The organism is Chitinophaga barathri (assembly GCF_003807585.1).
In the GTDB taxonomy this organism is placed as follows: Bacteria; Bacteroidota; Bacteroidia; order Chitinophagales; family Chitinophagaceae; genus Chitinophaga; species Chitinophaga barathri.
In genome coordinates this window covers 39,880-61,775 of record NZ_RMBX01000010.1, presented here as the reverse complement: position 1 = coordinate 61,775, position 21,896 = coordinate 39,880, and the positions used below count along the sequence as shown (strand labels likewise).

The following is a 21,896-nucleotide window of genomic DNA, read 5'->3' as shown; positions in this document are numbered from 1 at the left end:
ATTCACATTTTGTATGGATAATACAATCCTTTTACATACATTTACGTAATTAATATCGGATATGAAAGGTACAAACCTCGGAGAATTCGAAGAACTGGTATTACTCACCGTCGCAGCGTTGATAAACGAAGCATATAGTGTAGCGATATGCGACGAACTCTCCAGCCACACCGGCCGTTCTGTGAAACTTGGCGTGGTGCACGCGGTGCTCAACCGTCTCGAAGAGAAAGGACTTGTGAAAAGTGAGCTGGGTGAAGCAACGAAAGCCCGTGGCGGCAAACGCAAAAGATTCTATCAACTCACAATGCAGGGAAAGGCCGCATTGGTCAGCGCCAAATCAATGCGCGATCAGCTATGGGCCAGGATACCGTCGCTTGCCTGGGAAAATTTGTAGCATGAAAGAACAACCGCAGCACCATCCGCCCTCCTGGGCGCAGCGATTTGTGGAATGGTATTGTAAGCCCGGGCTCGTAGAGGACCTTACGGGGGACCTCAACGAATGTTTCGAACGGAATGTACGATCCGCCGGGCCACGCCGTGCAAAGCTGATCTACATAATTGATGCCTTCAAGTTCTTCAGAAGTTATACGGTAAGGAAATCAATATTTGCCCACCTTTTTATGAACCGGATCATGATCGGAAGCTACGTCAAAACATCAGGGCGCAACATCATGCGCAACAAGCTGTTCTCCTTCATCAATATCCTTGGCCTTGCCATCAGTATGTCCGTTGGGCTGCTGCTTATCGCGTTCCTGCTCGACCTGCGATCCTATGACAGGTTCCATGAAAATGGCGGGCGGATCCATCGCATCACGAACATACTGACCTCCAACAGCGAACAAAGCGGCAAGTTTGCGACCACATCCATCAAGACGGGAAAACTCATCCGCGAGAAAGTGAACGGCATTGAAGAAGTAACCGTTATGCGCAACAACTTTTCGGGTGATGCCAGGGTGGGCGACAATATTCTCCCCATCAGCGGTTTCTGGGCGGAGCCCTCGTTGTTCAGGGTTTTTTCATTTCCAATGGTGGAAGGCAACCCTGAAACGGCGCTGAAGGACCCTTACTCGGTTGTTCTCACGGAGACGGCGGCAAGGAAGCTGTTCGGCACCCAGGCTGCCCTCGGCAAGACGATCCAGGTCGATACCCTCGTTTACCAGGTGACCGGTATCATGAAGGACGTTCCTTTCTTTTCGCACATCAGTTTTGAAGCGCTGGTATCATTGTCCACGGCAGAACAAACCAATAAAGGCGATAAACATTTTGCTGAATGGACAAACATGTGGTCCAATTCCGTGTACCTCCTTCCCTCGGAAAATGCGGACATGGAGGCAATCCGGTCGCAGCTCAGCGCATTTGCAAGGGAGGAAAACCTCGCTGAAGAAAATACCAGGATTGAACTTGAACTGCTTCCTTTATACAATATCGTGGTTGGAGAAAGCCTCCGTCAGTCCGAGGGCGGCCCTGGCTTCGCGGGCCCTCACATGTCCCCTGCCGTGCTTTGGATACTCGTCGGGCTGGCGGCTGTTGTGATATTATCGGCATGTTTCAATTATACCAATCTTTCGATAGCACGCGCAATGCGCCGCATTAAGGAAATAGGCCTCCGCAAAACAATCGGCGCTGGAAAGAGCCAGGTACAGCTACAGTTCCTGGCCGAGGCGGTCCTGATCTCCCTGGCGGCCCTTCTTCTTTCATTCCTCCTGTTTCTCGTGTTGCGGCCACTGCTGATCAACATGGCTCCGGAGATGCAGCAGATGGTGAAACTCAATCTCACGCCATCCATGGTGGTTGCTTTCATCGTCTTTGCAGTCACCGTAGGAGTTATTGCTGGTTTCCTGCCTGCCATATTCTTTTCGAAAGTCAGCCCCATCAATGCATTCGGAAGTGTTTCATCGGTGAAGATGTTCAAACACCTGACGCTCAGGCGCGCCTTAGTGGTGATTCAATACACCGTTACACTGATCTTTATTACAACAACCGCCGTCGGTTATGTACAGTATAAGAACATACTGGCCTTCGACCTGGGATTCAGCACGGCAAACATCCTGAACATTAACATGCTGGACAATAAACCAGACGTTATGCTCAAGGAACTCAGTGAGATGCCGGAAGTAACCGGCCTGTCACGATCGCTGATCACGACAGGCGTTGGGAATGCCTGGGGCGGCAATATGAAATACAAAGACTCGCGGGATTCTGCGCTGGTCATGACCAACCATGTAGACGAAAACTATTTGCCGCTGCACGACTATAAACTCGTTGCCGGCGGGAATTTTATTGCACGCCCCGCCACCGCCCAGGCCACCGGCGAGGTGATCGTTAACCGGCAGGTTTTAAAACGGTTCAACATAAGCGCCAACAACCCCGGAAACGCAATCGGGGAACAGATCACCCTGAATGGACGCAAAATGACCATTGTTGGCGTAATGCAGGACTTTCACTACGGTAAAGTGGAGAACCTCATCGGACCGGTAGCATTCACGTTCTGGACACCGGAAGACAGGGCCATCATCAGCGCCAAAATAAAAAGCGCCGACATGCCGGCCACCATAGCCAGGATAGAATCCGTTTGGAAGAAGATCGACCCTGTCCATCCGTTTACGGCTGAATTCTATTCCGAAGAAATAGAAAATGCATACAGCGAATTTTCCACCATGATCAAAATCATTGGCTTCCTTTCGTTTTTGGCCATTTCCGTCGCATCAATGGGATTGTTCGGAATGGTGGTATTCACGACGGAAACAAGACTAAAAGAGATCGGCATCCGAAAGGTGATGGGCGCCAGCGTCGGCAACCTTATACACTTGCTGAGCCGCGGTTTTCTAATCCTCCTGTCAGTATCGGCGCTTATTGCCCTGCCTGCAACTTATTTCTTCTTCAAAACCGTTGTGCTTCCCAATTTCCCCTATCACACACCTGTGCAGATCACCGAGATGTCTGTGGGCTTACTGGCGGTATTGCTGATCGCATTCATTATGATCGGGTCGCAGACGTTGAAAGCGGCGAGAAGCAATCCGGTAGCCGTTCTGAAGAACGAATAAATGTGAATAACAGCTGGAAAGCAAAACAGAACGCAACAGCAAAAATGCCTGCCGGGAAGGAAATTGATGAGTTTCCTGTACCCGGCAGGCGTTTAGTCTTCACTGCTATAGCTCAACTGTTATATGATCCTGCTGATTAATATGCCCATTCCCCTGTTTCACGGCAGCCGTTTGCATACATGAAAATCCATCCTGCAAATTTTCAACCGGCACCTCTTCAATTTCCGGCCGGCGGAACTGCTCCATTTTTTTCTTCAGCTCCTCCCCGCTCACCATCCGGCTTAATCCATCCGGAATGCTTACCCGGAGCCGGAGATTCCCGGATTCCGCAAGCTCATTCGGCAGATCAAAATATCCTTCCGCATTCGCGGTCACTGTAAGTATGTTATCCCCTGCATAGGCAACTACTTCCGCTTCTCTTACCGCATGCCGCGTAAGGTCCGTTTCGTAGAGCACCCTGATGCGCAGGTCTTTCTCCAGTGGGATGTATTCCAGTCTGAATGGATCGGGACTGCGTTTCCACACTTCCATTTCAGGGTCACCCAGCAGGTTCAGGGCCAGCACACACCACTTGTAATAGTGATTGCCGGGATGATTCTGCGCAAAACGAAGGCGGCTGTTGTGCAGCAGGCCCAGGTGACGGGTGCGGGTCAGCTCGTTGAAAAATGCTCTTTGTACATCGTCCCCCAGGCCGATCCAGGAGAAGCGCGTGCTGCCGATGTAAGCTACCGCACCACCGTTCGGGTTCTTCACGAGCGCTTCGCCCATGGCGTCGGATTCATCAAAACCATTCGTAAGGCAGGAATCCGCATAAGCGATGAAAGTCCGTGGTCCGTTGGTGAGTGAGGCCGCCATTCCCGTGCCCAGATCACAGCAGCCCCACTGGTTGCCATGCCCCGAAAGGCTTACAAAGTGCTGCCCTTCGTTGAGCGCGGCTTCCAGCCGTTCGTAGGTGAGCCTCTGCGGAGGCACGGCACCGGCGGTTGAAAGGCTTTGCACGTCTTTATATAACCTGTTGAAATGTTTGATCACCGGCAGCTCCGCATCCACCTGGGCACGCAGCAGTTCCTGGTCCGTCATGGACCCGTCCGCGGCGAGCGCATCCAGCATGTACCAAAGCGGGCTGATCTCCGCCGCATCGCCATAGACCACTATGGTGTCTGACACATTGGGGATGTTATGCACATCGCCCCAGGGCATATGCAGGGTAAATACCGAAGGACTGAGGTCTGCCGCGCTCCTTGCATAATACCATCCTTTATTGCCCCGGCCCGCATTGAGATTGTAAGGGAGCACACGCACGTCTGCATTGCTGATCCAGGTGACCAGCTGCCATGAAAAACTTTTGGGGGCGTCAGTAGCCAGCTGGAGTATAGCCCTTCCGTTTGCGGCATCGCTGAAAAACCGCCCTACTTCCGGAGGATTCGAAACGGTGGGAGAAAATACCGGCGAGCCATCCCAGTTATCAGCCGCCAGCAGCATTTTGCCGAGGTAGGCGGAATAGAAACGGATACCGATGGGACCAATGATCTTTTCGTAATCCAACACCTTGTTCACAAAGGTTTCTGCTTCCGCCGGCGTGGAGACCGGCGCCCTTCCAACTACTACGTCCGCATTCCAGTTAATGGGATCGAAACTGTTGGCGCCTTCGTACTGGCCGTAGATGCCGTTGTTGTTCAGGTCCCAGTCGTGCCGGCCCGCCAGCCCGTAACCGGGGCCAAAAAGACTGCTGTAATAGAAGTCCGTGGGGATCGTATTCCAGGTGTAGTGAAAGCGCAGGGGCACACGGATCACGGATTCCGGCCCGTCTACCCGTACAAAGTCAGTGGGGTCCGCCGAAAAGGTCTCATAGGTTTCATCTGTGCAGAAATGCCAGCCCAGCCGTTTCCGGAAAGCCTCGGGTGTTTCGAAGAATGAGAATGCGAGGCTGGATATTTTCGCCGTGGAGATCCTGAAAGGATATACAGGTTTCGTAAAAATGCCGAACGGCGTTTTCCGGGGGATGCGCCTGCCGTTTGTTCTGCTGGTCAGTTCCAGGTAGGTATCGTGGATATTCCACCAGTCTCCCAGCGCGGTGACCCTCAGCTTCATAAACGAGCCTGTCCAGAACGACTCCCTGTTGGCGGGCGGGTTGTTTTTTGTCTGCTCACTCACTTCCCCCAGTATTTCGCCTGCGGTTTTCCGCACAGGCACAATCTCGATGTCTCCGCCAAGCAGCACCCAGGTGGTACCCCATGTGCCGCGCGCGAATTTGAGGAAGTTGCGGATTACTTCCTGCAGATCGTTGGCGCCGGTCTTAAAATCACCGTATACGCCATTCACAATGTCTGTAATGGTGATCACCGCCGCGCGAAGGCCTTTTTCGCGCTTCCATTGCGTCAGCCTGGTAAAAGCTTCCACCATATTGCCCACGGGCTCCGCCGGGGAGATCCTGGTGCTGTCCCAGCGATGATTGTCCGTAATCACGATATAGTCGTAATTGCCCAGATACAGGCCCACTTTGCTGGTAAGGTCTATCACGCCATATGGGTTCAGTACGCTGTCTTTAAGGGATTTAAAAAGCGAAGCCTGGGCCTTTCGGTCCTGCGGCAGTACGCGGTAAGTGGTATGGCGCAGCGGCGTCTTTTCTTCGCCTTTCCGGAAGACCACCCGCACGGATATCTGCTCATGCAGTACGGGAATATAGCCTTCCAGGGAAATCGGGCTGATGCTGATGTTTGTTATCCTGTTGCCGCCCACTTCCACTATGCTGATAAGCGAGGCCAATGCCGGCGGCTGTTCGAAGGTCTTTGCATACGCTTCAGCATCGGGCCTGATCAGCGGGCCCTGCATCAGCGGGGCAGACTGCCGGTCATCTTCCGTTTGTTGCAGGGCCCTGGAACGGATTGTTTCCAGCCTGTCCCCGTCCGGCCGGTGGCCGCCGCTGCCTTTGGCGGCAATGCGGTATTCCGGTACCGGCATGATAAACACCGGCTTTTCCGAGAGCCTGCGTGAACAGAGCGACTCCGCGGTTACCGTGATATCTGTGGCATCCAGCGGCAGCGCTACCTGCACTATACGCGAAGGGAAAGAGGGCGTACCAGGTGCGGAGGTTACTTTGTAATCTTTACCCAGGCTGTACCTGACGCCAAAAGGGGTTTCTTCAGTCTTCACCTGCTGAGGGGAAATAACAATGGTGAAGGAAATTGTCTCTACGGGGTTGTTGCCGCCCGGGAGGCAGTGCAGATCTGTTTTCATACCAAACGTTTTTTGTTGGTTAAAACTACGATCTGCTATAACCCCGGCGCCGGGTATATATGCGGGAATGTGGCAGGTAATTTTACGGGTTTTATATCCAACCTTTCTTTTGCGCCAGCAACACCAGCGCAATGCGGTTGCGCACATTCAGCTTTTCCATGATGGCGTTGGCATGCCCTTCCACCGTGCGGGGCGAAAGAAACAACTGTGCGGCGATCTCGCGGTAGGTTGCTTCCGAGCAGATATGCGGCAGCATTTCTTTTTCCTTATCGCTCAGCTCCGCTTTCACTACTTCTTTTTTCACATAGTCATTGGCCAGCGTTCTGCTTACCTGCGGAGTGTAATAGATGCCTTCTTTCACCACGGTAGCCAGCGCATTGGCAAGGTCGGCCTGTTTGATGCTTTTCAGCAGGTAACCTTTCGCGCCGGCGCGTATCATGCGAATCACCTTATCCTCGTCATCCTGCATGCTCAGCGCGAGAATGAGGATGCCGGGATGGTGGGCGGTGAGCCATTCCGCTACTTCATAACCGCTCATCACCGGCATCTGCACGTCCAGGATCACGACATCCGGGATGTTGCGCGGCTGCGTAAACCGCGTGATCATCTCACGGCCGTTGCTGCATACATAGAGCACGTCAAAACCCGGGATGGTCCCGATCATGCTTGCGAGGGCTTCCGCAATGAGAATGTGATCGTCTACGATCACGATGTTACTTTTCATATGCCATGTTTATTTGACCGGGAGGAAGCGTAAGCACCAGCGTGGCGCCTTTGCCTGTTTCCCAGGCACATTGTGCATGAATGGAGGCCGCGCGGCTTTTGATCATGGCAAGACCACTGCCCGAGCGGGAATCATAAGGTTTTGCCCTGCCCGGGTCAAAGCCCGCGCCATCGTCTGCACACCTGATCTCCAGCGCGCCGGCCTTTTCCGAAATGCTGATCGTGATGAGCGTGCAGCCGCTGTGCTTCAGGCTATTCTGTATAAATTCCTGGCAGATGCGCGCCAGGTGCAGTTCCGTGCGGTCATCCGCGATCCGGTCCGCCCCTTGCGGGTATTGCAGCTCCGCATGGCACAACCGGCTTTGCCGGAGGCGGCCCAGCTCTTTATCCAGGAAATGGATCAGGCTGAAATCGACCAGGGTATGGGAGATGAGTATCTTACTGAGGCTGCGCAGCTCCTGCAGCGATTCCTGCACGAGATTGTTGTGTATAACGATATGATCTTTCAGCGCCTGCATATCCTCCAGCAGCAACGCATTTTCCATTTGCAGGTAAGCCAGTGTGAGCTTCTGCCCCACCGTATCGTGCAGCTCGGAGCCGAGGCTCTGCATGAGACTGTGTTGTATTTCCTCGCGGGCCTCCAGCAGCTCCTGCCGGTGCTGCAGCGTGGCATGTTCTCTTTCTTTTTCAAAAGCCCGCGTACGGCGGCGGATACTCGCAATAATGAACCCCACGGCCATTACCACGATGATCACGGTCAATGCCAGCGACAGAAAAAAAACGCCTATTTCTTTTTCGCCCATAATATCCCGAATATGATCAATCCATACATAATATAATTCAAAATCCTTGAAAGCTCGTAATACCCGAAAAAAAGCGCCCGGTGATGCTGGTACAGGTAGTTGTACATAGAGCGGAGCGGCAGCGTGCCCAGGTAGAACAGCAGGGTGCCCATCGCGAAATAGAACAAGGGGTTCTTTTCGATAGCCGTGATATTGTTGCTGTTCATGCACTCGTACAGGTAATGCAGGCAGCATACGGCCACACAGCCCGCCTCCACCGTGAAATTGAAAGTATTGAACTGCCTGGAATGCGGCAGGATGGCATAGAGCAGGGTGAGCAGCACCGTAAGCCCGGCAAAACAGAGGATGGCCGTTCTCCAGGGGCGCGAACGGGTGTTCCGCCGGAAAAGCAGGAAGATGCAGAGAAACTGCAGCGGGGTCATGTAATTATACCATACGCCGTTCGGCACCCAGCTTACATACTTCTTCAGCAGCAAAAAGCCTACTGCCTCGCTGACCAGCACTACGGCGAGCAATACCGGGATAAACACCATGCCCCTGCGTTTCAGGCTGCTGTAATGTAACCAGGCCACCAGGAACGCGGCCAGCTCCAGGGCCATCAGTAAATATTCCATATCCGTAAGTTATCCTTCTTATGCTATTCCAATACCCTGGCCTTCTGCAAAAGCGCGCTCCGGCAACCGTCCGGCGGAGGACAAAGATTACCCTGATTTTTGCCCGCATCCCGGTCGATGCTGAGGGAAAGCAGCATCATCGGCGGATTTCCGGAAGGAAGCGGCTTCTTTTTATACGCCAGTTTCGAATCTGATACGTAGTAGTCGTCAAACACCTGCCCAAGGGGCATCGTATGTTTGTCCGGCAGCACATAGCCCGGGAAGAACTCAATGTATTCTTTCAGGGAATCGTCCCAGTAAGTAGGTATCATCAGCAGTGTATGCCTCCCCTTTTTACTGCGTTTGATGTCCGCCTCCGCCGCGATTCCGCGGTATGCGGCATAATAGAACTTGATCCCCAGGTCGCAGGGTTTGATGCGGCGGTCCGCCGCATTCAGATGCTCTCCTTTGCCGAGAATGGATTCTACCTGGCAGATAAATTTCTTAATAGTATCCACCGGGAACGTGATGTACCGGGCATCCGCAAACTGGTCTGCCTGATCACCCCTGGTAGGTCTTAACTTATCAGTTATCCCTTTTTTTATGCCTTTATATTGGTTCTTACCGTACTCCGCGATCATTTCCACGGCTTCGTTCATGGTCACCCATTTCATTTCTCCCGTGCACGGGTCGGGGCAGGCATCCTGCGCGGCTGTTATGGGTTGCGGCCTTTCTACCGGCGGCTTTTCGTGTTCAAGATAATAGGCGGCAGACAGGGTTAACAATGCAATTCCCAAAAGGGAAAAAAGTAAGATTTTCATAACAAAAATGTTTGAGGTTATTGAATAAGTATATTCTTTACTGCATATAGTTCATCGCTGTAAATTGAAGGTAAATCACTTTTCCCGGAAAAATGCGGCCGGCGGAGGCAAGTGGAAGTGAAGCAGGCATACAACTATTTACAGCAAAGGGTTTACCTATATACGGCCATTGTTCATGGAAACAAAATCCCGTAAAAATACGGTACCGGCTCCACGTAGATGCCCGGGGAAAATCCGGGTAGAAGACCTCTTTTCTCTCCCGGCCAGGGTTAGCTGTTCCCCCGGGGGATTTGGATTATCAGCCGCTAAGTAATAATTTAACCGTACGCTTAAACAAAACAGCATGTTATCAAAATTCAGAACAAGCCTTTTTATACTGCTGAGTATATGCATCACGGTACAGGCTCAGGGTGGTAAAAAAATACGCCTCTTCATTATCGGCAACAGCTTTTCACAGAATGCCGCCTCATTCTTGCCCCAACTGGCAAAGGAAGGCGGTATGGAACTGGAATTGGGCCGCGCCGAACTGGGCGGTTGCTCGCTCGAAAGGCACTGGAAACTGGCGGAGTCCGGCGAGAAAGCCTATAAGGGCAAATCCCTTCGGGAGATGCTGTCCAATGGCCGCTGGGATATAGTCACCATTCAGCAATACTCCCTCCTCTCCGGTGACCCCGATACCTATGAGCCTTATGCACGCAAGCTGGTTGAACTGATCAGGTCGCTGCAGCCCGGGGCGAAGATCTTCATTCACCAGGTATGGGCTTACCGCAACGATGCGGAGGCCTTCGGGAAAATAAACGGAAACGAGCGCGCAAAGAACGCGGAAGAAATGCACCGGCATGTAAGGGCAGCTTACCACAAGGCCGCTGCCGAGCTGGGCCTCACCGTCATTCCCACGGGCGATGCATTCAGGGCAATGGATTCCAGCCTGAAGTGGCACTACAGCAAAGACACCGCCTATAATTTTAATACCCCGCAGGCCGGCCAATTGCCCAATCAGGCCAATTCCCTGCATGTAGGGTACATCTGGCGCGATGGCAAACTCGCCTTTGACGCCAATCACGCCAATACCGCGGGCTGTTATCTTGGTTCGCTGGTATGGTACCGTACGTTGCTGGGAGGAAAGGTAAAAAAGGTAAAGTTTAAGCCCGGCACTGTTTCAGCGCCGATGGCAAAGGAATTTAAGCAGGTAGTGGCAGCATTGTAAGGAAAGAATTTGCAGTAACATACATGACGGCGGCACAGGTTTCAGGCTGATAACAAGCCGCTGGTACCCCGGGCGGCTACATCGCACCGGTGAAATTGGCGCTTGCCAACACGATGGAAGTATCAATCTGCCTTAGCGGAATGGACCAGTATTTTCGCAGGAGCCTTTCTTTTTCCTCAAACGACACCATCCTGAAACCATGTTTTTTATAGAAATTGATTGCCCAGGTCGCGTCGGCCCATGTACCGATTAAAATAGGTTTAGCCGTGAGTTGGGAAAGATGATTCAGCAGTTTGCCGCCGATACCGTTATTCCTTGCAGATGTCCGTACATAAGCATGCCTGATCAGGGTGACATCTGGCTTATCCTGGATACCCATTACCCCTGTGATATCGCCGTTGTCTACATAACACCAGAAGCTGACGCCATCGTCCATCTGGCCTTGCAGCTCCTCTTCCGTCATATAAGGTTCGTGCCATCTGTCGGCAGGTATAATCCCCTTATACGCGGAAGCCGCATCGTTGATGATGTCGAATATGTCCCTGAAATCGTTTGTTTTACTTTGTACAATCATACGTTACTGATAACCGTTACTGTTCAACCCTCACGTCACATCGTTTCCCTGCCGCCTACTTTCATACATCTAATTTACGGATAATCCGTATCCATTGTATTGCCCGTTGCGGACACCTGCTATTTCCCCGCCTGATTTTCGCAGCCTTTCCTTTTTCTTACCGTGATGGCGGTGTGTGTGTTTTGAAGTGTCTTAATTGCGGGGGATCCTGCCTATTCCACTGCCCCGATTGCGCGAACTGATACAACATCTGCAGGATCAGCCTGGTATAAACGTCTGTCATATCGAACCCTTAGAACAACCTGTCAGTCACCTGGCCGGAGGGCCATTATTTTGTTCATATTTCACCAATAAATACATGTTATGAAAAAACAAACCCTTTCCATGTTGTGCTGCCTGCTCGCCATTGCCGCCTGCCGGCAACCCCTGACGGATGAACCCGTTACGCTGGACGAAGCAAAACTATCCGTAGCCCTGCTGGCCGTGCCGGATTATGCCACGGTCACCATCACCAACGTCAAGAGCGGGAAATACCTGGAGACAAGCGGTAGCCCTACCCTCAATGAGAAATTTAAAGACAATGCCCAACTGCAGCAGTGGCAGTTCTCCGGGCCCGCCGGTCAGATGGATAACTGGCAGAAATGGCATGTCATCTATCAGACCACTGCCGGCGGTGTAAAGTACTATCACATCCGCAACCTCTACAGCGGCAAGCTGCTGGACGTACCTTCGGGTACCGGCTCAAGCGGCACCATCCTGCAGCAATATGCAGCATTCCCGCTGCTGGCCGATCAACAGCTCTGGCGTATGCAGGACCTTGGCAACGGGCAGTACAAGATCTTCAACAAAGGCAACGGACTGGCCCTGTCTGTACAGGGCGGCTCCACCGCCAACGGTGCGAAGGCGATCCAGGAAACCGCCGTGACTGATACAAAACAACAATGGACGGTGAGTTCGATTGCGGCAGACACCTGGCGCGATGACGAAGTGGTGCGTTTTTTTCACCGGAACAGCGCCAGCCTGGGCTCCTCCGCATTCGACCAGGGGAATACTATCCCCCTTACCTGGAGCAGCAACAACGGCAAGGTATTGTGGGTAACGCAGGATGCCTGGGACGGCTCGCAGGTGCAGCCAAATGGCCTGTTCAACTGCGGTGCGTTCCATAGTTACAGCAACTCCGTGTTCATCCAGCCGTCGAAAACAAACTGGAACCCCAACAATGCGCCGAATATGACGATCACCACCAGCACATCCGGCAAACCCAAACAGATCTTTAATATCCAACCGGGCACAGCCTGGACCTGGTCCGGCCCCGGCATTGAGATCGGGGATAAAGTGTATGTACAATGCGGGGAAGGAAATGGATTGAATGCAACGGGCCAGTCGTTGTACCGCCTCACGCAAAGCACCGGTACGCAATGGGTGTCAGAGCGCTTTATGCCGAACGGGCTCAGCGGCACGCCCTCGATCAACTATTCCACCGGCATGGTAAAACCCGGAGATGGTTACGTATACGTATTCGGCAGCCAGGGCATCAGTTTCAATTATGAAAGCAATATACACGTAGCCCGCTTTGCTGTCAATACTCCGTTCCAATGGCAGTATTACAACGGCTCCGCCTGGACCAGCAGCCCGACCACCGGCACTGCCGCCAGGATAACCACCGGCAAGGGATCCAACAGTGTTGCCTATCTGAACGGCAAGTATATCCACATGACAATGGACCAGGGCTTCAATTGCGAAACGACAAGGAATATTTACATCTCTACGTCCAGTTCGCCGACCGGCCCGTTCACCACTCCGGTGAAGGTGTACACGATCCAGGAATACTTTAAGGGACAATATGCACGGTATTATACGCCGGTGGTACATCCGGAGTTCGACAATGGGCGGCAGGAGCTGCTGCTGACCTATTGCCTCAACTTCTCCGGCTGCGACCAGGAAAGTTGCGAAGGCGCCTGGCTGGACCCGTATTGGTACAGGGTGAAAGGGATCAGGGTGCCCTATGGGAAGATCGGGTTGTAATTCCTTTTAATTGCAGGACAAGATCCGGCTGCAGATGTCATCGCGGGGCATCGGCAGCCGGATTCACAGTACAAAAAAAAGTTCTTCGCGCGATGGGCATATACGACAAGCTATGCCTAACGCCGATACTTTTATTAATAAACTAAATTTAAACTATTGGTTGTACTCCTCGTCCGTCACCGGCTCCAGCCATACGGTCTCGCCCTTTTCCCTTCCGGTGATGGCCACCTGCACAAATTTCGTATCCGCGCTCGCTCCATGCCAATGCGGAACATCCGGCGGGCATTTTATGGCATCGCCTTTCTTTACAGTGATCTTCGGGCTACCTTTCTCCTGGTAGTAACCGATGCCGTCCAGCGCCAGGATGATCTGGCCGGCGGGATGGGAATGCCAGTTGGTCCTTGCACCCGGCTCAAAGGTGACGCTACCGACGCTTGTTTGATTCACGCTATCTGCTTCCAGCAAATTTTTCAACCATGCTGATCCTGTGAAGTTATTGTTCGTGATCTTTTCGCCTTTTTCAAAAATGGCGGTCTCATTTACGGATGCATGTTGCTGGCTACAGGAAAATGAAACCATCCCAACCAGGGACACTATTACTATGCTTTTACAGTTCATCATCTTGGTTTTACAGGTTTTTTTGATAAAAATCCTTCAGTTTATTAACGGCCTGCGACACATACTCCGGCTTCCAATACGTCTGTATGTGAGTAGCGCCATCGATCAGGAACAATTCCTTATTTTTTGCCCGGGTTGCCTTGCTAAAAGCTTCATCTGTCATATATTTTGTATCCGCTTTGCTTCCGGCCATCATCAGCAGGGGCTGATCAATTAAATCCATGTTCGTGGCGGCATCCCAGGTCATGAGGTCTAGCAGGCTGCTCATGGTATACAGAAAGGTGGAATTCGGGTGTGCATGCGTTCTGTAATAATACTCGAATCCCTCGCGGTACAGATCTGTTGGGGTTTTAGCGATCTCTTCATCGGTGACGCCTGCTACACCTGAGTATATAACTTTACCGCCGGCGGCCTCCTGTGCGCGGGCATCCGAAGCCTGCTTCAATCGCTGTTCCACGGTAGCCAACTGGGAATTCTGAAAACCATTACGTCTTACTTCCCCTGAATTAAACATACTCAGGGTTGCGACGGCTTTAAACCGTTTATCCGATTGCGCTGCTTTTAAAGTATAACCGCCGCCACCGCAAATGCCTAAAACACCTAAACGGTTCGCATCCACCCCCACATACTGCGTAATAAAGTCAGCCATACCATGAATATCCTCAGTCCGGTAGGCAGGCTTATCCGTATGACGGGGCTCTCCACCGCTTGCTCCCTGATACGCTGCGTCCGCGGCAATGGTTATATAACCGGCCTCCGCCAAACGCTGTGCATACAGCCCGGCTGTCTGCTCTTTTATTCCACCATTGGGGTGTGCTACCACTACTGCCGGGTATTTCTTTGAAGCATCATAATTTGCCGGAGTATACACATTCGCGGCGATGTCAATCCCGTTCAGTTTATATTTCACCGGGTGGATGTTTACTTTCCCTTTTTCATTTTGGGTGATGGCACCTTCATATACAAGCGTATAAGGGTTTTTCTGAACTGCCGGGTTCTTCGTTTGAGCATTTACAGCATCCAATGCTGCTATTGACAATGCTGATGTCAGGATCACTGATAACTTTTTCATACTTTTAAATTTTCCTTCTACCAATATTACTTGTCCAGCCCTTTTTCCTTTAACCATTTTTCCAGCTCGTCCGCTACCTGGACGTTGTTCAGGTCAGAAAAAGGAAAATGTGTATTGCCTTTGATCCCGATCCCGGGCAGGTGGACCACCTTTGCATCGCCTCCATGTTTATTGATGGCTGCCGCCCAGATCCTCGCCATTTCAAGCCCCGAACGCCAATGGTCTTTATTCCATACTGTGGTCGGCTCCATGGCGATATTATCCCCATAATAAACGACAATGGGCATGCGCGTTAGTTTTTTGAAGTCGGATAAGGGTATTGCCACACCTTTCAGTTCGCCAAAAAGGCCTGTTGACTTTATCGGTTGGGGAAGTTCGCCTTCGGGAAACAGGAAACCGCTGTATGGTTCGTAAGCCACAACAGCTTTAACTTTATCATTTTTAATGGCGGTAAACCAACCCGGGCCACCGCCTTGTGAATGGGTAACCAAAATGCCTTCCCCGATCTTATTGAACAATTGCGAGATCGCATCCGAAATAACGTTGCCATCAAAGCCGCCCGTATTTGGGGTCATTTGCCTGAAAAACTGTTCCAGGGAAGCCGTATCCTTCGGAAACTGAACATTGGGAAAAAAATCGGGATAATTCCCGATCCTGAACTGCGTAAACCAGAACTGCTCGTCGGGCGTTGGATGGATGGTAGCTGCAACGGCACTCTTCCCGGCATCACCCCGCCGGGGCTGGTCGAGCAGGTAAACAGGATACCTTCTGCGCAGGAAAATATTCTGGAAGCCTTCTCTACCGTCGGGTGTTGTTTCCCAGGTTTTTTTTGACTGTCCGGCGCCATGCAGGAAGACCAGGGGATACTTTCGGGCTTTTACCGGGACCTGGTAAAAAACATAGGCATGATCCCCATGAAAAGTTTGTCCCTTAGGCTGCAACGCGTTATTCAGATCGAAGTTCCCGGGTTCGGTAGTCTTTGTTCCACCTACAGCAAAACTGCCCTGCCGCATAATGACTAATGGTGGCTGTTTGTCCTGTGCATGCAATGATACGGTAGTCAATACCAATGGCAATAAGCTCAACATCTTTATTAATTCGCTCTTTGAAATCATTAAAAAATATTTTAAGTACGATCTGATTATTTTTCCTTGCTGTGACCGGCATTCCGGTTGCGGAGCCGGCCAGCTAACTCTACCATATCAGCATCGGTCATTTAGCAGGCTCTTTACTTTTCAACACCTGGTCTACCACCTCCTGGGCGGCTTTTGCCTCTTTTTCGCCGATCGTTGAAGTGATGATAGCGGTAAACTCCCGTAGCTGTGCCGGCGAAATTCCAACGTTCAGGCAGATGTCCAGATGGCTCCTTAACATGGGCTCAACGCCGCCTATGCTGCTCAGCACGGAAATAGTGACCAACTCCCGTTCAGCATAACTCAGCACGTCGCGTTCGAACAGATCCGCGAACAGGTGCTCTTTCAGAAAGATCTCTATTTCCGGGGAGAAAGCAGCGTAACCCGTTTTCGGGCCATCCTGCGATGCACCGCTTATTTTCCCCAGCACTTCCTTGCCGCGGTCATATTTGGAACGGCTATCCGTGATCGGGGAAGCCTCCCTCCCCTGCACGTCTGTGATGCCTTTGGCTTTTCGCTCCTCCAGCACGGCCATCAGGGTTTGCAAACCGCGAATGCTGCGCGGGAAGCCACAATATGCGTACAAATGAACGATTGTTTCCTTCAGTTGGTTTACCGTCAGCCCCGCGTCCAGCGCGGCCGCCAGCTGCGGCTTAAGCTTTGACAGGTTACCCTGGGCCGTAATGGCGGCAACCGGAATGAGGTACTGTTGTGTTCGTGACAGTTTTGTTTGCATAGCACTATCAGTTTGCGCTGCCGCACCGGAAAATATCCCTGCTATCACCAGGAAGGTCAGCGTGAGGTTTCTAATGAATGTTTTTATCCGCGTATCCGGTTTCCTCCATTCATTTTTATCTGAACAATTGTATGTCATCAGGTAATAACTTATTTGTGTAAACTACAATACTATAACAATCCTTCCGGGGCAGCTGTTCTGACTTCCAAAGCCGCATCCTGCCGCCCAGAGGATGCATAAAAACAAATATCAGCCGAATTATGGGCAGGGAAGTATACATTTTCCCTGTTTTCCTACCACTATCACTGTTTCGTGGCTATAGCCGGCCAGCGACGGGCCATTATCCATCCCATTGGGTAGAAAATTCACGTATATGGGAATAGTGGGACCGGGCGGATGTATAGTTGAAAGAATTATCTTTGAAATGCCCGTAACAGCGGGAAATATCAATGTCTGCAACACCCATATATTTAGACTATAACGCTACAACACCCCTGGATGAGCGGGTGCTCGAAGCGATGCTGCCATTTTTCAAAACACATTTTGCGAATGCCGGCAGCGCCCATTTATTCGGTTTATCCGTCCGGGAAGCTGTGGAAAGTGCAGGCGAACAGCTGGCGGGGCTCATCGGGGCCAGTCCGGATAATATACTGCATACTTCGGGCGCTACGGAATCTGTAAACCTGGCGCTGAAAGGCATCCATTCCGCGGAAAGAAATCATATTGTAACGATTGCCACCGAACATAAAGCCGTCCTGGATACCTGCGTTTACCTGGAGCAACAAGGGTATCGGATTACAGTGATTTCAGCAGGCAAAGACGGATCAGTGAATGAAGAGGATCTTTTACATGCCGTGACCGATGAGACACTATGCGTATGTACGATGCTTGCGAACAATGAAACCGGTGTCATTCATCCCATCCCGCGCTTCAGCGATATTGCACATGCCCGCGGCGCCCTGATGCTTTGCGATGCCACGCAGGCCGTCGGGAAGATTCCGGTGAATGTCCACGAACTAGGGGTTGATCTCATGCCGTTATCGGCACATAAATTTTATGGCCCTAAAGGGAGCGGCGCCCTCTTTATTTCTCCGGGGATCAGGAGGAAGTTTTCGGCCCAGATGCATGGAGGCGGTCATCAAAAAGGGCTTCGGAGCGGAACCCTCAATGTACCCGGAATTATCGGGATAGGGAAAGCAGCGGAAATCGCAGGCACAGACATGGCCGGGGATAGCCGCCGGATCGGGGCATTACGCGATCAGCTGGAACAGGAACTGCTGTCAATTCAGGATACATCCAGGAACGGACACCCGGAACAACGGCTTTACAATACCACCAACATCTGTTTTCCCGGCGTCAATGCGGATCAACTGATCCTCGCGCTGCAACATATTTCCGTATCCAGCGGATCGGCCTGCACTGCGGCAACTACTTACCCTTCCCATGTCCTCAAATCGATGGGCCTCAGCGACCAGGATGCGCTTTCTTCCATCCGTTTCAGCCTGGGGCGGTTTACTACCGGACCGGAAATTGAACAAACCATCGGGCGTTTGAAGTTATTGATCAGCCGCTTTAGGGGCTAGTTTGGTTAATGGGGTTTGTCCCGTTTTACATGGAACACATGCAAAACCTGCGGAAATATGGCCTGCATACTTTCTTTAACACCGTTCGGCGAGCCCGGCAGCGTAATCACCAGCATATTTTCCGAAAACCCGGCAATCCCACGCGAAAGCATCGCCGTACGGCTACGGAGCTGTCCATATTGCCTGGCAGTTTCCATGATGCCCGGTATGGGTTTCGTAATGTACGGCAGAACAGCGTCCGGGGTCACATCCCGGTCCGACAAACCGGTGCCGCCCGTAAAGATCAGCAGATCGACGCTGCTTTCCCTGCATATTTCCAGCCGCCGCTGAATGGCGCTAACCTCATCGGGAACAACAAAATATTCAACATCCCGGATTCCATGGCCGTGCAAGGCCTCCACAACTAATTTACCTGATCTGTCATCCTTTTGCCCTTTGGAAATGGAATCGCTGCATACAACCACAGCTGTTTTCAGACCTTCTGCCTCCACCACAGGGCTGTTGCTTTTACCACCCAGTTTCTCCAGGAGCCTGATGTTCTGTATTTCCACCTGTTTATCAACGGGCTTGAGCATATCGTAGATCACCAGCGCCGCGAGGGAAGCACCATGCATGGCCTCCACTTCCACCCCGGTTTTGTAAATAGTATGTACTTCTACGCGAATATTAATACACAACTCTTCCACTTCATAAGTTACCGCGGCAAACTCAACCGGCAGCGGGTGGCAGTCCGGGATCATGTCGCTGGTTTTTTTGATGGCCAGCAACGCGGAAGCGCGGGCAAACTCGAATACGTCGCCTTTCGGCACCTTCCGCTGTTGCACCAGTTCTATTGTTTCCGGGCGGGAAACGCGCACCGTCGCGGTAGCAATGGCTTTTCTCAGCGTAAAACTTTTAAATGTGATGTCTACCATACTATTGATTTACTTTCCACTGATGGGTTTCATCAGTGACCGTGCACAATCATAAATTCAGCAACTGTATTTCAACCTCATCTCCTGCCTCGCACCCGGTGGACGCCTCTCCCAATACCAGGAAACAATTCGCCTGTGCAAAGGAATGGAGGCGGTACGATTCCTGGGCATGCAGCGGAGTAACTGCCGTGCCGTCGAAAAAAGCTTTCAGAAAATGCGTCAACCCGGCCTTCTTGCGATATGCATGCGTCGTTCGCGCAAACAGTTTGCGGGAGCCGTGCGGCCGCCCTAACATGGCTTCCAGTGCTGGCGCCACATACATGTAAAAGCATGTAAGCGCGGAAGAAGGATTTCCAGGAAGCCCAAACACCAGCTTGTCTTCCAATGTCCCGAAAAAGAGCGGTTTCCCCGGCTTTTGCCTGACCCGGTGGAATCCCTGGCGGACACCGGCCTTCACCGCGGCGTTCGCAACAAAATCATAGTCGCCAACGCTCACGCCGCCTACCAGCAGCACCATATCGAAGGAGCCCAGCGCATCCGCCAGCGCCTGCGTGAGCATAGCGGGATCGTCCTTCACATGACGCACTGTTATATCGTTGATGCCAATGTGCTTCAGTGCGCTTCGCAGTTGAATTGAATTCGATTCATATACCTGGCCATATCCCAATGGCAGGCCCGGTTCCTGCAACTCGTTGCCGGTGACGATAATGACGATTGCGGGCGTGGCTACAACTTCCACCTGGGTTTTTCCGATACCGGCCAGGAATCCGATCGCAGCCGCAGAAAGAAACGTACCGGCCGTCATTGCCACCGCACCTTCGGACACCTCGCTACCCCTGGGACGGACGTTCAGGCCCGCGCTCAGTTCTTCGTCCCTTACCAGGAGCATACCTTCCGCAGTCACCGTCACCTTTTCCTGCATCACAACAGTATCCGCCCCGGCAGGCATGGGCGCACCGGTAAATATCCGCAAGGCCTTCCCTGCCTTCAGCCGGAATAGCTCCGAAGCACCTGCGGGAATCTCGCCGGCGATTTCAAGCTCCCGGTCCTTGTCCTGGAAACGGATGGCATAACCATCCATGGAGGACTGGGCGAACCGGGGAAAATCCCCGCCGGCCACCACATCCGCCGCCGCTACATGCCCGGCGGCTTCAGCAAGATGAAGCTGAACGCTGCGGTTCCATTCAGGTAAACTCCTGCTGATAATCTCTTTGGCGGCTTCAACGCTGATCATCTGGTGGGTCAACTGATTATATTCTTCCATTGTGTCTATATCGGTACGGCCTTTTTCAAATGGATACATGACAGTATCCGCACTGTACTGCCGGATCACTTTCTTCGCGCCTTCCTGGCCTTCCAGCTGCAGCAAATACTTGAAATATGGACGGGTGAACAGCGCCGGCGTGCCATAAGTGTTATCATATGCGGATGCTGCAATCCCCTTGCCGGAGGTGAGTTGGGCCGATTTTAATCCTTCGAGGACGGTAGCACTGAGAAACGGCTGATCGCAAACAGCGAGAATGCAGGAAGTAATATCAGGGGCCGCATCCAGCAGCGACTCCACTCCCACCCTGATGGACGACGCCATCCCGGATTGCCAGCCGCTGTTGGTGACCAGTCGTACCCCGGTACCCGCCAGCTCCCGGGCAACGGCATCCGCATGCGCGCCCAAAACCACCATCACCACATGCCTTTTATCCACCAGCGCGGCATCTGCAGCCAGTCGTACCAGGCTTTTCCCCTCAAAGGTCATTAATTGTTTAGGCTGCCCCATACGCAACGAAGCGCCAGCTGCCAAAATGATGATCCCTGTTTGCTGCTGCATTATCCACCTATGGTTATCATGCTCCGGTTTTCGATCGACCGGGCATCGAGGTTCTTAAAATCTCCGTTCATCTGCCCACCCAGTGCACGTTCTTTCAACCGGACATTTTCCAGAATGAGCGGTAGTACATCCTCACCGCGGCGCAATGCCGTGAGCAGGTCTGTCTCCGTTTTGGAAAACAGGCAATTCTTCAGTTTCCCGTCCGCTGTGAGGCGTATACGGTTGCAACCCGCGCAGAATGGAGCGGTCATCGTGCTGATAACTGAAAAATGCCCCTGGTGGCCTGGTATGGAAAATCGCCGGGCCGTTTCATTGGGCCCGGCCGGCATGGGACTCGTTTCGTATTTCGTATTCACTTCTTCCAGTATCTCGCGGTAGGTGAATACCTGGTTGCTTGTCCACCGGTTCCCGCTGAAGGGCATGAATTCAATAAATCGTACTTCCACCGGGCTTTCCCGCGTAAGCGCTATGAAATCCGTGATCTCATCGTCATTCAGCCCTTTCATGACCACGACGTTGATTTTGGTGCGGATGCCCCGGTCCAGTAAAAGACCGATATTATTCCGGACGCGGTGAAAGAGATCCCGCCGGGTGATTTTCAGGAATTTACCGGGCTGCAGCGTGTCGAGGCTGACGTTGATACTGGCGAAACCCGCGGCTTCGATATCCGCGATCATTTCATCCAACCGGATGCCATTCGTGGTACAGGCCAGTTCCACCGGAAGTTCCGCCAGCGACCTGATAATGGCGGGCGCATCTTTTCTGACCAGGGGCTCCCCGCCCGTCAGCCGGATCTTACGAACACCCTGGGAAACGAACACCCTCGCTAAATGATCGATTTCCCCCACCTGCATGAGCCGCGCATGGGGCGCAAAGGCATACCGTTCCTCCGGCATGCAATAAAAACAACGCAGGTTGCAATTATCGGTCAGCGAAAGGCGCAGGTAATCATGTACACGTCCAAAGCGGTCTTCAATCATGATAAAAC

Annotated in this window: 18 protein-coding genes; 5 read left to right on the top strand and 13 right to left on the bottom strand. The window is 52.3% G+C overall.

Going from position 1 to position 21,896, the window contains the following annotated elements:
- Window positions 1-61: 61 nt before the first annotated feature.
- Both EG028_RS18030 and EG028_RS18025 read left to right on the top strand, forming a co-directional pair.
- Window positions 62-394 carry a PadR family transcriptional regulator gene (locus EG028_RS18030; RefSeq protein WP_120515732.1) on the top strand — a complete coding sequence of 111 codons (333 nt, stop codon included), beginning with the start codon at window positions 62-64 and terminating at the stop codon, window positions 392-394.
- A gap of 1 nt (window position 395) precedes the next feature.
- Window positions 396-3,044, top strand: coding sequence for an ABC transporter permease (locus EG028_RS18025; RefSeq protein ID WP_221198109.1), 2,649 nt, complete (start codon window positions 396-398; stop codon window positions 3,042-3,044).
- A gap of 105 nt (window positions 3,045-3,149) precedes the next feature.
- Here EG028_RS18025 and EG028_RS18020 read toward each other — a convergent pair whose 3' ends face one another.
- The 5 genes from EG028_RS18020 to EG028_RS18000 all read right to left on the bottom strand — a co-directional run bounded on the left by EG028_RS18020 (window position 3,150) and on the right by EG028_RS18000 (window position 9,221).
- Window positions 3,150-6,281 (bottom strand): C25 family cysteine peptidase, encoded by a 3,132-nt coding sequence (locus EG028_RS18020; RefSeq protein ID WP_162946336.1) that lies wholly within the window; start codon window positions 6,279-6,281, stop codon window positions 3,150-3,152.
- A gap of 91 nt (window positions 6,282-6,372) precedes the next feature.
- Window positions 6,373-7,005 (bottom strand): response regulator transcription factor, encoded by a 633-nt coding sequence (locus EG028_RS18015; RefSeq protein WP_120515730.1) that lies wholly within the window; start codon window positions 7,003-7,005, stop codon window positions 6,373-6,375.
- Window positions 6,995-7,807, bottom strand: a complete 813-nt coding sequence (locus EG028_RS18010; protein WP_120515729.1) for a sensor histidine kinase — start codon at window positions 7,805-7,807, stop codon at window positions 6,995-6,997. Before EG028_RS18010 ends, EG028_RS18015 begins: the two co-directional genes overlap by 11 nt.
- Window positions 7,789-8,421 carry a hypothetical protein gene (locus tag EG028_RS18005; protein WP_123864710.1) on the bottom strand — a complete coding sequence of 211 codons (633 nt, stop codon included), beginning with the start codon at window positions 8,419-8,421 and terminating at the stop codon, window positions 7,789-7,791. The genes EG028_RS18010 and EG028_RS18005 overlap by 19 nt, the downstream gene beginning before the upstream one ends.
- A gap of 23 nt (window positions 8,422-8,444) precedes the next feature.
- A complete protein-coding gene (locus tag EG028_RS18000; protein WP_120515727.1) occupies window positions 8,445-9,221 on the bottom strand; it encodes a hypothetical protein in 777 nt (258 codons plus the stop codon).
- Between the two features lie 343 nt (window positions 9,222-9,564).
- Here EG028_RS18000 and EG028_RS17995 point away from each other — a divergent pair, with 343 nt between their 5' ends.
- On the top strand, window positions 9,565-10,428 hold the full coding sequence (locus EG028_RS17995) for a DUF4886 domain-containing protein (RefSeq protein WP_120515726.1): 864 nt from the start codon (window positions 9,565-9,567) through the stop codon (window positions 10,426-10,428).
- A 76-nt stretch (window positions 10,429-10,504) separates the two neighbouring features.
- Here EG028_RS17995 and EG028_RS17990 read toward each other — a convergent pair whose 3' ends face one another.
- On the bottom strand, window positions 10,505-11,002 hold the full coding sequence (locus tag EG028_RS17990; protein ID WP_120515725.1) for a GNAT family N-acetyltransferase: 498 nt from the start codon (window positions 11,000-11,002) through the stop codon (window positions 10,505-10,507).
- 363 nt (window positions 11,003-11,365) lie between these two features.
- Between EG028_RS17990 and EG028_RS17985 the strand changes: the two genes are divergently transcribed.
- Complete coding sequence (locus tag EG028_RS17985; RefSeq protein ID WP_120515724.1) at window positions 11,366-13,027, top strand: RICIN domain-containing protein; 1,662 nt, start codon at window positions 11,366-11,368, stop codon at window positions 13,025-13,027.
- Window positions 13,028-13,180: 153 nt separating this feature from the next.
- On the opposite strand, the gene EG028_RS17980 is transcribed toward EG028_RS17985, so the two are convergent.
- From EG028_RS17980 to EG028_RS17965, 4 genes are all read right to left on the bottom strand, one after another.
- Window positions 13,181-13,648 carry a cupin domain-containing protein gene (locus EG028_RS17980; protein ID WP_206614401.1) on the bottom strand — a complete coding sequence of 156 codons (468 nt, stop codon included), beginning with the start codon at window positions 13,646-13,648 and terminating at the stop codon, window positions 13,181-13,183.
- A gap of 7 nt (window positions 13,649-13,655) precedes the next feature.
- The gene (locus tag EG028_RS17975; protein WP_120515723.1) at window positions 13,656-14,717 is read right to left on the bottom strand and encodes an alpha/beta hydrolase; all 1,062 of its coding nucleotides are present in this window, start codon (window positions 14,715-14,717) and stop codon (window positions 13,656-13,658) included.
- Between the two features lie 26 nt (window positions 14,718-14,743).
- Window positions 14,744-15,805 (bottom strand): alpha/beta hydrolase, encoded by a 1,062-nt coding sequence (locus EG028_RS17970; protein WP_206614400.1) that lies wholly within the window; start codon window positions 15,803-15,805, stop codon window positions 14,744-14,746.
- A 124-nt stretch (window positions 15,806-15,929) separates the two neighbouring features.
- Entirely contained in the window at window positions 15,930-16,586 is a 657-nt protein-coding gene (locus tag EG028_RS17965) for a carboxymuconolactone decarboxylase family protein (RefSeq protein WP_120516009.1), read from the bottom strand.
- 449 nt (window positions 16,587-17,035) lie between these two features.
- On the opposite strand from EG028_RS17965, the gene EG028_RS17960 reads away from it, so the two are divergent.
- Window positions 17,036-18,169 (top strand): cysteine desulfurase family protein, encoded by a 1,134-nt coding sequence (locus EG028_RS17960; RefSeq protein WP_120515721.1) that lies wholly within the window; start codon window positions 17,036-17,038, stop codon window positions 18,167-18,169.
- Window positions 18,170-18,174: 5 nt separating this feature from the next.
- Here the strand turns inward: EG028_RS17960 and moaCB are convergent, their stop codons facing one another.
- Genes moaCB through moaA form a run of 3 tightly spaced genes read right to left on the bottom strand, consistent with a single transcriptional unit; the run spans window position 18,175 to window position 21,888 of the window.
- A complete protein-coding gene (moaCB, locus tag EG028_RS17955; protein ID WP_120515720.1) occupies window positions 18,175-19,083 on the bottom strand; it encodes a bifunctional molybdenum cofactor biosynthesis protein MoaC/MoaB in 909 nt (302 codons plus the stop codon).
- 49 nt (window positions 19,084-19,132) lie between these two features.
- The gene (locus EG028_RS17950) at window positions 19,133-20,908 is read right to left on the bottom strand and encodes an NTP transferase domain-containing protein (RefSeq protein ID WP_120515719.1); all 1,776 of its coding nucleotides are present in this window, start codon (window positions 20,906-20,908) and stop codon (window positions 19,133-19,135) included.
- Window positions 20,908-21,888 carry a GTP 3',8-cyclase MoaA gene (gene moaA, locus EG028_RS17945; RefSeq protein ID WP_120515718.1) on the bottom strand — a complete coding sequence of 327 codons (981 nt, stop codon included), beginning with the start codon at window positions 21,886-21,888 and terminating at the stop codon, window positions 20,908-20,910. The genes EG028_RS17950 and moaA overlap by 1 nt, the downstream gene beginning before the upstream one ends.
- Window positions 21,889-21,896 lie beyond the last annotated feature (8 nt).